The sequence below is a fragment of the Micromonospora sp. NPDC049089 genome, from assembly GCF_040648775.1.
Taxonomy (GTDB): domain Bacteria; phylum Actinomycetota; class Actinomycetes; order Mycobacteriales; family Micromonosporaceae; genus Micromonospora.
Map to the genome: position 1 here is coordinate 1 of NZ_JBEZEH010000226.1, position 11268 is coordinate 11268.

The window sequence follows — 11268 nt, forward strand, 5'->3', positions numbered from 1 at the left end:
GCGGGGGGGTGTTTTTGTTGGGGGGGGGGGGGGGCCGCGGGGGCGGGGGGGGGGGTGTGTTGTTTTCCCCCCGCCGCGCGCCGCCGCGCGCCCCCGCCCCGACGTGGTCGACGGCCGTCGGTCGGGACCTGCAACAGACGAGGGAAGATCTTCTGATGAGTTTTGCTGCTGTTGACGTTATTCGGGTCAAGCGGGACGGCGGTGTGCTGTCGGACGCGCAGATCGACTGGGTGGTCGACGCGTACACCCGGGGGGTTGTCGCCGACGAGCAGATGTCGGCGCTGGCGATGGCGATCCTGCTCAACGGCATGACCGGGCCGGAGATCGCTCGGTGGACCGCCGCGATGATCGCCAGTGGTGAGCGGTTGGACCTGTCGGCGGTACGCCGGCCGACGGTCGACAAGCACTCCACCGGCGGCGTCGGCGACAAGATCACTCTGCCGCTCACCCCGCTGGTGGCGGCGTGCGGCGCAGCCGTGCCGCAGCTGAGCGGCCGGGGTCTCGGGCACACCGGCGGCACGCTGGACAAGTTGGAGTCCATCCCGGGCTGGCGGGCCACGGTGAGCAACGACGAGTTCATCGCCCAGCTGGACGAGGTCGGTGCGGTGATCTGCGCGGCCGGTGCCGGGCTCGCCCCCGCCGACCGCAAGCTGTACGCGTTGCGGGACGTGACCGGCACCGTGGAGGCGATCCCGCTGATCGCCAGCTCGATCATGAGCAAGAAGATCGCCGAGGGCACCGGGGCGCTGGTCCTCGACGTCAAGGTCGGCTCGGGCGCCTTCATGAAGTCCGTCGACCAGGCCCGCGAGTTGGCGCGCACCATGGTCGAGCTGGGCGGCGCGCACGGGGTGCGGACGGTCGCCCTGCTCACCGACATGTCCACCCCGCTCGGCCTGGCGATCGGCAACGCGGTCGAGGTGACCGAGTCGGTCGAGGTGCTGGCCGGTGGGGGACCGGCGGACGTGGTGGAGCTGACCCTCGCACTGGCCCGGGAGATGCTCGACGCCGCCGGTCTGCCGGACGCCGATCCGGCCGCGGCGCTGCGCGACGGCCGGGCCATGGACTCCTGGCGGGCGATGATCCGGGCGCAGGGCGGCGATCCGGACGCGCCGATGCCGGCGGCGGCCGAGGTGGAGGTGGTCCGCGCGGAGCGGGACGGGTACGTCGCGGCCATCGACGCGTACGCCATGGGGGTTGCGGCGTGGCGGCTCGGCGCGGGCCGGGCGCGCAAGGAGGACCCGGTCAGCGTGCCGGCGGGTGTGGTGTTGCACAAGCGGCCGGGTGACGAGGTGCGGGCCGGTGACCCGCTCTACGAGCTGCGTGCCGACGACGCGACGCGGATTCCGGCCGCGCTGACCGAGGCCGCGAACGCGGTGCGGATCGCGTCGACGGCCCCGGCGGCGACGTCGTTGGTCATCGAACGCGTCGGCTGATCGATCCGGCGTCGCCCTGGCGTGGTGCCGGTCACGTGGGAGCGCTATTGTCGCAGGCCAAGGGGGGACAACCGGCCTTGCGCCGGCGCGAGCAGACAGGAAGATCCGCCGTGAGCGTTGCTGCCCCCGACCCCCGTGAGGTGCGCGAGGCGAGCCTGGACGAGCTGTCCCGGCTCGGCCTGCCGTTGCCGCCGGCCCAGTTTCCCCTCGTCTGGGAGCCGGGTGATCAGATCGACCTGCGCCCGACCGTGGAGATCGAGGCGCGCATCGCTGTGCTGCACCTGATCCTGGCGCGCTGTTTCGGGATGCCCCCGCAAGCCGCGATGAGCTGGCTGCTCGGCTCGCACCTGGTCGACATGGTCACCCCGCCGGAGTGGCAGTTCGTGATGGGCGGCAAGGGCGACCACCGGTCGTTCGTGCTGCACCACGACGCGCTCTTCGCGCTGGCCTGGGTGCTCGGGCTGAGCAAGCAGCTCGACCCGACGCTGGCCGTCGACGAGCGGCTGGTCGAGCGGCTGCCGCACATCGTCGACGGGGAGACCTTTTCGCACTGGCGCTCCCGAATCCTCACGGCGCCACAGCATCCGGCCGACGCGGCAGCCCTGCTCGATCTGCACTACTGCCTGGACTGGGCGTACCTGGAGACCGAGCGCGGCGGCCGGCGGGCGCCGGGCCTGGTCGACGCGAACGCGATCGGGCAGCGGCGTTGGGCGCTGGAGTGGGCGGTGATCCTGCGCGGGCCGTACCACGACGAGCCGCCCGGCTGGGAAGAGGTCGACCTCTCCACCTGAGGTCAGCGCGGTCGCAGGACGTCGAGCCGGACCGCCACAGTGACCCGGACCGGTTCGGGGAGCGCGGCCAGCCGGGTGGTGAGTGCGGCTGCGTCGGTGTGCCAGGCGCTGGGGCCCATGCCGACCACTGTGGCGACCTCTGGCCGGGTCAGTGCCAACCCGGCCCGGTGCACTGCGGAGCTGACCAGCGTGAAGTGCCCGCCCAGGCTGGCTGCCACCCGGTCGGCCTTGTCCGGGTCCACCCGCAGCAGGTCGAGGGTGTCCACCAACTCGGCGAGGTGGTCGGTGTCGGGCGTGACCACCAGCAACGTGCCGGCCGGGTCGAGCACCCGGTGGAACTCCGGGCCGTTGCGCGGGGCGAACACGTTCAGCAGCACGGCGGTCGAGGCGTCCGCGAGCGGCAGTCGCTGCCAGGTGTCGGCGAGCGCGGCGGCGGCCCGGGGATGCGCGCGGGCCGCGCGGCGCAGCGCCGGCTTGGACACGTCCAGGGCCAGACCCACGGCGTCCGGCAGCGCCGCCAGCACCGCGCCGAGGTACCGGCCGGTGCCGGCGCCGGCGTCCACCACCAGGGGGTACGCCCCGAAGTCGGGCGGTTGTACCTCTGCTGTAGCGGATTCCGGCTGCGGGGCGTCCGTGTCGCCGAGACGGCCGACGGCGTCCAACGCGGCGGCGGCGAGGGCGGCCGAGATGACGTCGTAGTGCCCGGTGGCCTGGAAGTCCGCGCGGGCCGCGACCATCTCGGGGGTGTCGCCGACGTGCGGGGACCGACCGGTGAGCAGGTTGACGTAGCCCTGGCGGGCGATGTCGAAGCTGTGCCGGCGTGGGCAGCGCAGCGCCTTCGTGTCGGTGGCCTGCGCGAGCGGCTCGCCACAGACCGGGCAGCGCAGCCGATCGAGGATGCGGGAGTCCACCTCAGACCTCCGCGTCGTGCCGTGGCTGGGGTGCCCGCCCGCCGAGCTGGTCGACCACCCGGTGGGTGAGCGCGCCGAGGGCGTCGACCTCGGCGGGGGTGAGCAGGTCGATCAGGTGCCGGCGGACGGCGGCCACGTGACCGGGTGCGGCGGACTCGATGGCCTGCCGCCCGGCGGGGGTGAGGACGACGACCGAGCCCCGGGCGTCATCGGCGCACTCCTCACGGGTCACCAGGCCGCGCTGCTGCATCCGCGTCAGGTGGTGGGAGAGCCGGCTGCGCGACCACAGCATCCGGTCTGCCAGCTCCCGTAGGCGCAGTCGCCCCTGCGGTGTCTCGGAGAGGTCGGACAGCACGTCGTAGTCGGCCTCGGAGAGGCCGGCGTCCTGGGTCAGCTCCCGGGCCAGCTCCAGGTCGAGCAGTCGACGCATCCGGCGGTAACCGCGCCAGGCGCGGTCCTCCCGTTCGTCCAGCCACCGGGGTGCGTCCATCCGTCGAGTCTAACGCTTTCGTTGACATGTCATCGATGTGCCTCTAGATTCGATGACATGTCAACTAATTCTCCCGAGCGGCCTGGTGCGCCGACCGCCGCCGCTGGTGACCGGCTGTGGGAGCTGTTCGGTCAACGGGGGCGCGGAGTGCTGGTCACAGTGCGCCGGGACGGGCGGCCCCAGCTGTCCAACCTCGACTACCTGGCCGAGCCGGGGTTGCTCCGCTGCTCCACCACCGGCGACCGGGCGAAGGTCCGCAACCTGCGCCGCGATCCCCGCGCCAGCTTCCACGTCACCACGCCGGACGGCGGCGCGTACGCGGTCGCGGAGGGGGCCGTGACGCTCAGCGAGCCGGCCATGGCCACGACCGACGAGACGGTCGACGAACTGGTCGAGGTCTACCGCCGGATTCGCGGTGACCACCCGGACTGGGCGGACTACCGGGCGGCCATGGTCGCCGACGGGCGGTTGGTGATCCGCCTCGACGTGCACCGGGTGTACGGCTGGCGGCCGTGACGCCCGGCCGGTCCCGTACCCGTCCGCCAAGGCCGCTGACTAGGGTCTGAGCATGGTCGCAACTATCCGGTACGAGGACATCGTCAAGGTCCCGAAGGCGCTGCTGCACGACCACCTCGACGGTGGGCTGAGGCCGGCGACGATCGTCGACCTGGCCGCCGAGGTGGGCCACGAACTACCCACCACCGACCCGGAGGCGCTCGGACGCTGGTTCGCGGACGCGGCGGACTCCGGCTCCCTGGAGCGCTACCTCGAGACGTTCGCGCACACAGTGGCCGTCATGCAGACCGCGCCCGCGCTGCGTCGGGTGGCCCGCGAGTGCGCCCTGGACCTGGCCGCCGACGGCGTGGTCTACGCCGAGGTGCGTTTCGCCCCGGAGCAGCACCTGGAACGGGACCTCAGCCTGGACGAGGTGGTCGAGGCGGTGCTGGCCGGGTTCGCCGAGGGCACCGCCCAGGCGGTCGAGGCGGGCCTCACCATCCGGGTGGGCACCCTGCTCACCGCGATGCGGCACGCCGCCCGTTCCCAGGAGATCGCCGAGCTGGCGGTGCGGCACCGGGATGCCGGGGTGGTCGGCTTCGACATCGCCGGCGCCGAGGCGGGCTTTCCGCCCACCCGGCACCTGGACGCCTTCGAATACCTGCAACGGGAGAACTTTCACTTCACCATCCACGCCGGCGAGGCGTTCGGTCTGCCGTCGATCTGGCAGGCGATCCAGTGGTGCGGGGCCGACCGGCTCGGCCACGGGGTGCGGATCGTCGACGACATCGCCCCCGACGGCTCACTCGGCCGGCTGGCCGCGTACGTCCGGGACAAGCGGATCCCCCTGGAGCTGTGCCCCTCGTCGAACGTGCAGACCGGCGCGGTGGCCTCGATCGCGGACCACCCGATCGGCCTGCTGCGGGACCTGCGCTTCCGAGCCACCGTCAACACCGACAACCGGTTGATGAGCGGCACCTCGATGTCCCGGGAGATGTCGTTGCTGGTGGAGACGTTCGGCTACGGCTGGAAGGAGTTGCAGTGGTTCACCATCAACGCGATGAAGAGCGCCTTCATCCCGTTCGACGAGCGGCTGCGGATCATCGATGACGTGATCAAGCCGGCGTACGCGAAGTTGCTGGCCTGAGCTCAGCCATGTGGGTGGCCGGCGAGCAGCCCGGCCACCCGGCGCAGCACTTCCCGGGCCCGGGCCGCCTCCGCGCCGAGGCCCATCTGCCGGCGCAGCACGGCGGGCTCGGCCCGTAGCAGCGTCACCCCGCGCCGAATCAGCACCCGGGGCGCTTTGCGCTGCTCGGACAGGTCGCGGGCGAGTCGGCGCAGGAAGGTGGCCCCGCGCGGGCGTCGCAGCGCGTACGCCCCGGCGAGCAGGCCGCGGCGACGGCACTCCTCGACGATCTCGGCGGCGAAGATCCCTTCGGCCACGAAAAGTGGCGATCCGGCGACATCAAATGGCCGGGTGGCCACCCGTCGATCAGCGCCGATCGCATAAACCGGCACATCGGCTCGGCCCTCACGGGCAAGTTGGGCAATGATTTCCACCGCACTGAGGGCGTCCCAGGAGTGCGGCGATTCCCAATCCACCTGGCCGTTTCGTCTCGGCAACGTAGGGTCATCGCCGTCTTTGTAGAAGTCGTCCAAGCACAGCACCGGCAAGCCGGTTTGCTGCGCTATGTACGACTTTCCGGACCCCGATGGACCGGCCAGTAGGACAACACGGTGCGGATGTTCCATTACCTTCAGTTACTCCGGCCAGACAGACTGCTATCAAATCGCATCAACATCTCATCACACCTTCGGTCTGGGACAACCTGGGCTTTCTTCTTGTCGACCGGCGTGATGGAATCTCGGGGGTCCGACCCGCCGGGTCGGTCGCTGGGCGTTGCCCGGGGCAACGCGTTCAAGCTGTAATCGCGAGGGCGGTGACGTGAGCAAACGGCCAAAGACGGCGGGCTCCTTCCTGTCGCGGCTGCGCCGGCCGGCCAGCCGGCTCCGGGACATGCCGATCTGGTCCAAGCTCGGTCTCATCATGATCGTGCCGACCATCGCCACGGTCGTGGTGGGCACCAGTGGTCTCATCGACCACGTGGAGACGCTCAACAATGCCAACCGAGCTGGCGACCTGGCGAATCTGTCGAGCTATTCAGGTGATCTGGTCGACACCCTCCAGGACGAGCGGACCGCCGCCGTACTGCTGCTGGGTGCGGACGGAACGCAGCCGACGGCGCAGTACCAGGAGGCCTACAACCGGGTGAACTCCCGGGTGGACCAGGCAGCGGCCCCCTACCGGCAGCAGCGGGCCGAGGTCGAGGACCTGCCGAGCAGCCTGGAAGGTCTGCTCGACAGCATCGACCAGAACCTTCAGGACCTGTCGGGCGTCCGCAGCCAGGTGTTCAACGGCAAGCTCGCGCTCACCGAGACCGTGCAGGCGTACGAGGGGCTGATCAGTGACCTGCTCGCCATCCGCGACTCGTCCACGCAGCTCGCCGGTGACAACCAGCTGAGCGACCGGATGCGCGCCGCCGCGGCGGTCGCCCGGGAGAAGGAGTTCCTCGCCGTACGCCGGGTCGTTGTGCACCGCGCGCTGGGTGTGAAGGGCGGTCAGCGCCTGACCCCCGCACTGCGTCGGGACTACGTCGCCAGTGACACCGGCCAGCAGCAGGCCCTGCAGAGCTTCAAGGCCGTCGCCACCCCGGACGACGCCAAGTTCCACGACCAGACGGTCGCGGGCGGCGACCGTCGGCAGGCACAGAACTACACCGGCTGGATCGACGGCAACACCACCGGCAACATGCGCGGTGCGCCGTTCGGCCCGGACCAGTGGGAAGCCGCCATGACGGCCAACGCCAAGCTGATCCGCAACGTCGAGGTGAAGCTCGACAGCGAAGTGGTCGACCAGGCCGACGCGCTCCGCTCGGACGTCCAGCGCCAGGTCTTCCTGGAGACCGGCCTGCTGCTCAGCATGCTGCTGCTGGCCATCCTCTTCGCCTACCTGGTGGCCCGCTCGATGGCCCGCTCACTGCGTGAGCTGCGGCAGGGTGCGCTCTCCGTGGCCCAGTACGGCCTGCCACAGGCGGTGGCCCGTCTGCGCGACCCGCAGGTCGTCGGGCAGCTCTCACCGGTGCAGCTGGCCAACCAGATCGCTGAACCGCTGCCGGTGCGCAGCAAGGACGAGTTCGGCCAGGTGACCGAGGCGTTCAACGCCGTCCACCTGGAAGCCGTCCGCACGGCCGCCGAGCAGGCGGCACTGCGTGCCTCCGTCGCGACCATGTTCGTCAACCTGGCCCGTCGTTCCCAGATCCTGGTCGACCGCCTCATCGGGCACCTCGACCGGCTGGAGCGCGGCGAGGAGGACCCGGACCGGCTGGCCGAGCTGTTCCAGCTCGACCACCTGGCCACCCGGATGCGCCGTAACGACGAGAACCTGCTGGTGCTCGCCGGTGCCGACTCCACCCGTGTGCAGCGTGAGCCGGCCGCTCTCATCGACGTGCTACGCGCCGCGCAGTCCGAGGTCGAGCACTACACCCGGATCGAGTTCGGTGTCATCGACCGTGACATCGAGGTCGCCGCGCACGCGGTCAACGACTTGGTGCACCTCGTCGCCGAGCTGTTCGACAACGCCACCGCGTTCTCCCCGCCCGACTCGCAGGTCATGGTCGAGGCTCGCCGGGTCGGCGACCGCTCCTCGCTGTACGTCGAGGACCGCGGCATCGGCATCAGCGCCGACCAGCTGCACGACCTCAACGAGCGGCTCGCGACGCCGCCTCAGGTGGACGTGGCCGTGTCCCGGATGATGGGCCTGGTCGTGGTCGCCCGACTGGCGTCGCGGCACGGTGTCCGGGTCGAGTTGCGCCCCGGCAGCGATCGCGGCACTGTCGCCGAAGTGAGCCTGCCCACCTCGGTGCTGGTGCCCCGGGCGCTCTCCGGTCGGGTGCAGCAGCCTCCGGCGCTGCCGGCGGCCGGTACTCACCAGTTCGGTGGTCCGCAGTCCGGTGCTCCCCAGTTCGGTGGTCCGCAGTCCGGTGGGCCCGCGCCGGTCTTCGGCGCGCTGCCCGCGCTGGGCAACGGTCCTCGCCCGAGCGAGTCCGGCAACCAGGTCACCCTGGGCGGTCGCCCGTTCGACCCCGCGACGCGCAACGGTGCCGGCACCCCCGCCAACGGCGGCGCGTACCGGTCGATGCCGGCCTGGTCCGACCTGACCGGCGCGGCCGGGACGAACGGCGTCAACGGCGGCGACGGGTTCACCCCCCGGTCGGCCAACGGCCACGGCATCGACCCGCTGCCGCAGCGCCGGGGCGGGGACGAGACCCCGACCACCGACCAGCAGCCGACCATTCCGCGTCAGCTGCCGAGCAGCCCCGAGGCGCACCCGTACTCGGCGCCGCCGGTCTCCGCGCAGCCCTACTCCGGTGCCCCGGTCTCCGCCTCGCCGGCCTCCGGCCAGCCGTACTCCGGGCAGCCCTACTCGGGTGCTCCGTACGGCGGCGCGCCGGTGTCCGCCGCTCCGGCCTCCGGGCAGCCGTACGCCGGTCCGCCGGTGTCCGCGTCGCCGGTTTCGGCCTCGCCGGCGTCCGGTCAGCCGTACGCGAACCAGCCGTACTCGGCGCCGCCGGCCTCCAGCCAGTCGTTCAGCGGCTTCGCGCCCCGGTCCGCCCCGCCCGCGCAGGCACCCAACGCCCCGGCGCCGCCGGCCTGGCCGCCAGTGCCGGGCAGCGACCGGGACACTGCCACCCCGCCGGTGCCCGAGCGGCTCGCCGCCGCGCTGGACATGACGACGGAGCTGCCGCGGGTGCCACGACCCGGCGAGCAGCCGGCCGCAGCCCAGCCTCCGGCTCCTGCGCCGACCCCGGCAGCGGCGCCGGCTCCGGCGCCGGCTCCGCAGACCCGGCCGACGCCGCAGCAGCCGCAGGCGCAGAACCGTCAGCGGTACGCGGATGAGACGATGGAGCTGCCGATCTTCCGGGAGCTCGAGTCGGCCTGGTTCCGTACCCGTCGCCCGGGCTCCGAGGAGACCGCGGCCGGCGCTCAGCCAGCGACGAACGGCGACTCCGCGACCCAGCAGTTCGCCGTGGTCGAGGCCACCGGTCGGGCAGTCCACAAGACACCACCCGGGACGACAGGTAACACACCGATGGCAGACACTCCGACGGTCGGAGGAGCGCCGCGGGACAACGGCTCCACAGCGAACGAGGGCACCCGCCCCAGCCTCGCCGAGAGCCTGCCGAACCGCCGGCCCCAATCGCAGAGCAACGGCTGGCAGACCGCCGCCGACGACGGCTGGCGTGCTGCCTCCGCGGCGGCCGGCGCGGCGCCGGTGAGCGAGACCACCACGACCGGTCTGCCGAAGCGCAAGCCGATGGCGCAGCTGGTACCTGGCGCGGTGGAGAAGCCCACCACCTCGGTCCAGCGGCGCTCCCCGGAGGCGGTTCGTGGCCTGCTCTCCGCCTACCACCGGGGCGTGCAGCGAGGGCGTAGCACCTCGGACAACCCGACCAGCCCGGAGGCGACTCCGGGAGGGCAATCCTCGCAGTCTGGCTCAGGCCCGGTGGCCGGGAGCGGGCAGAAGGAGCAAGAAGGATGACAACTACGCAGGATCTTGGTTGGCTGCTGGCCAACTTCGCCGACCGGGTGCCGGGCGTCGCGCATGCGGTCGCCGTATCGGCGGACGGCCTACTCCTCGCGTCGTCACGGGATCTGCCGCGCGACCGGGCAGACCAGCTCGCCGCGATCTCGTCGGGTCTGGTCAGCCTGACCCAGGGGGCAGCACGCTGCTTCGAGGGAGGCGCGGTGTTGCAGACCGTCGTGGAGATGGACAATGGCTTCCTGTTCCTGATGTCCATCTCCGACGGCTCGTCCTTCGCCGTGCTGGCAGCCCGCAGCTCCGACGTGGGCCAGGTTGGCTACGAGATGGCGCTGCTGGTCGACCGGGTGGGCGACGCGCTGACCCCGCAGCCGCGTGCGGCTGCGGGCATGCTGGGCTGACGTCTCGCCGATCGTGAGGTCGGCACGACTTCAACAACGACAACGACGGGTTTCACCGGTGGGAGCCGGTAACGGGTGCGAAGGAGGTGAGCGGCGAGATGGCCGATCGTGACGAACCAACCGGAGCGTTGGTCCGTCCATACGCCGTGACCCGTGGTCGCACCCGTCCCCGGCTCGACATCGCGCTGGAGGCGCTCGTCGAGACGACGGTGCGCGGCCGTACCGCTGCCAATGGCAACGGTGGTGGCCGCGAACACCAGTACATCGCCGCGCTGTGTGACGGTCGCGTGCAATCGCTCGCGGAGATCGCGGCGCGGATGCAGCTCCCGCTCGGTGTGGCCCGGGTGCTCATCGCCGACATGGCGACGGACGGCCTGGTCGCGGTCCACGAGCCGACCATTTTGGACGACTCCGACGACGCGGTGGGCACTGAACTGCTGGAGAGGGTGCTGAGTGGACTTCGCAGGCTCTGACATGTCGCACCGCCCGCCGAACCCGAGCGGCCGCGTGACGTCGGCGAAGATCGTTATCGCCGGTGGATTCGGCGTCGGTAAGACGACGCTGGTCGGCTCGGTCTCGGAGATCACGCCGCTGACCACCGAGGCCATCATGACCTCCGCTGGCGTGGGCGTCTACGACACCCGGCAGGTGCCGGGCAAGACGACGACCACGGTGGCCATGGACTTCGGCCGGATCTCGATCGACCGTGACCTGATCCTGTACCTGTTCGGTACGCCGGGTCAGACCCGTTTCTGGTTCATGTGGGACGAACTGGTGCGGGGTGCGATCGGTGCGGTCGTGCTGGTGGACACTCGCCGGCTGGCCGACTGCTTCGCGGCGATCGACTTCTTCGAGCACCGACGCCTGCCGTACCTGGTGGCGATCAACTGCTTCGACGGGATGCAGTACCACGACCCGCAGGACGTCCGGGACGCCTTGGCGATCTCGAGCGACGTGCCGGTGGTGGCCTGCGACGCCCGTAACCGGGAGTCGACGAAGCACGTGCTGATCTCGCTGGTCGAGTACGTGCTGACCATGCGCCGTACGCGCGCCGTCGCCCCGGCCTGATCCGGGACGCTGCACGCCCCGGTGGTGGCTCCGGCCGCCATCGGGCGCTGCCAGCCGCCTGGGTGAGTGCCCCCGCGCTG

Annotated in this window: 11 protein-coding genes; 8 read left to right on the forward strand and 3 right to left on the reverse strand. The window is 71.5% G+C overall.

What is annotated here, in order from left to right:
- Positions 1-152: 152 nt before the first annotated feature.
- Both AB0B48_RS28535 and AB0B48_RS28540 read left to right on the forward strand, forming a co-directional pair.
- Positions 153-1433 (forward strand): thymidine phosphorylase, encoded by a 1281-nt coding sequence (locus AB0B48_RS28535; RefSeq protein WP_357206880.1) that lies wholly within the window; start codon positions 153-155, stop codon positions 1431-1433.
- A 110-nt stretch (positions 1434-1543) separates the two neighbouring features.
- Positions 1544-2224: a DUF4272 domain-containing protein gene (locus tag AB0B48_RS28540; RefSeq protein WP_355009505.1), complete on the forward strand. Its 681-nt coding sequence runs from the start codon at positions 1544-1546 to the stop codon at positions 2222-2224.
- Between the two features lie 2 nt (positions 2225-2226).
- Here AB0B48_RS28540 and AB0B48_RS28545 read toward each other — a convergent pair whose 3' ends face one another.
- Positions 2227-3135, reverse strand: a complete 909-nt coding sequence (locus AB0B48_RS28545) for a putative RNA methyltransferase (RefSeq protein ID WP_357206870.1) — start codon at positions 3133-3135, stop codon at positions 2227-2229.
- 1 nt (position 3136) lies between these two features.
- The gene (locus AB0B48_RS28550; protein ID WP_357206872.1) at positions 3137-3625 is read right to left on the reverse strand and encodes a MarR family transcriptional regulator; all 489 of its coding nucleotides are present in this window, start codon (positions 3623-3625) and stop codon (positions 3137-3139) included.
- A 57-nt stretch (positions 3626-3682) separates the two neighbouring features.
- On the opposite strand from AB0B48_RS28550, the gene AB0B48_RS28555 reads away from it, so the two are divergent.
- Positions 3683-4141, forward strand: a complete 459-nt coding sequence (locus tag AB0B48_RS28555) for a PPOX class F420-dependent oxidoreductase (RefSeq protein ID WP_357206874.1) — start codon at positions 3683-3685, stop codon at positions 4139-4141.
- Positions 4142-4193: 52 nt separating this feature from the next.
- Entirely contained in the window at positions 4194-5267 is a 1074-nt protein-coding gene (locus AB0B48_RS28560; RefSeq protein ID WP_238680481.1) for an adenosine deaminase, read from the forward strand.
- 2 nt (positions 5268-5269) lie between these two features.
- On the opposite strand, the gene AB0B48_RS28565 is transcribed toward AB0B48_RS28560, so the two are convergent.
- The gene (locus AB0B48_RS28565; protein WP_238690831.1) at positions 5270-5563 is read right to left on the reverse strand and encodes a hypothetical protein; all 294 of its coding nucleotides are present in this window, start codon (positions 5561-5563) and stop codon (positions 5270-5272) included.
- A 502-nt stretch (positions 5564-6065) separates the two neighbouring features.
- On the opposite strand from AB0B48_RS28565, the gene AB0B48_RS28570 reads away from it, so the two are divergent.
- The 4 genes from AB0B48_RS28570 to AB0B48_RS28585 all read left to right on the forward strand — a co-directional run bounded on the left by AB0B48_RS28570 (position 6066) and on the right by AB0B48_RS28585 (position 11188).
- Complete coding sequence (locus tag AB0B48_RS28570; protein WP_357206876.1) at positions 6066-9719, forward strand: nitrate- and nitrite sensing domain-containing protein; 3654 nt, start codon at positions 6066-6068, stop codon at positions 9717-9719.
- Complete coding sequence (locus tag AB0B48_RS28575; protein ID WP_030329023.1) at positions 9716-10120, forward strand: roadblock/LC7 domain-containing protein; 405 nt, start codon at positions 9716-9718, stop codon at positions 10118-10120. Before AB0B48_RS28570 ends, AB0B48_RS28575 begins: the two co-directional genes overlap by 4 nt.
- Positions 10121-10218: 98 nt before the next feature.
- A complete protein-coding gene (locus AB0B48_RS28580) occupies positions 10219-10593 on the forward strand; it encodes a DUF742 domain-containing protein (RefSeq protein ID WP_124820399.1) in 375 nt (124 codons plus the stop codon).
- 1 nt (position 10594) lies between these two features.
- The gene (locus tag AB0B48_RS28585; protein ID WP_357206878.1) at positions 10595-11188 is read left to right on the forward strand and encodes an ATP/GTP-binding protein; all 594 of its coding nucleotides are present in this window, start codon (positions 10595-10597) and stop codon (positions 11186-11188) included.
- Positions 11189-11268 lie beyond the last annotated feature (80 nt).

Excerpts from the sequence above, each read along its gene's own strand:
- AB0B48_RS28550 (WP_357206872.1), bottom strand. The coding sequence starts at position 3,625 with ATGGACGCACCCCGGTGGCTGGACGAACGGGAGGACCGCGCCTGGCGC.
- AB0B48_RS28555 (WP_357206874.1), top strand. The coding sequence starts at position 3,683 with ATGTCAACTAATTCTCCCGAGCGGCCTGGTGCGCCGACCGCCGCCGCT.
- AB0B48_RS28560 (WP_238680481.1), top strand. The coding sequence starts at position 4,194 with ATGGTCGCAACTATCCGGTACGAGGACATCGTCAAGGTCCCGAAGGCG.
- AB0B48_RS28575 (WP_030329023.1), top strand. The coding sequence starts at position 9,716 with ATGACAACTACGCAGGATCTTGGTTGGCTGCTGGCCAACTTCGCCGAC.
- AB0B48_RS28580 (WP_124820399.1), top strand. The coding sequence starts at position 10,219 with ATGGCCGATCGTGACGAACCAACCGGAGCGTTGGTCCGTCCATACGCC.
- AB0B48_RS28585 (WP_357206878.1), top strand. The coding sequence starts at position 10,595 with ATGTCGCACCGCCCGCCGAACCCGAGCGGCCGCGTGACGTCGGCGAAG.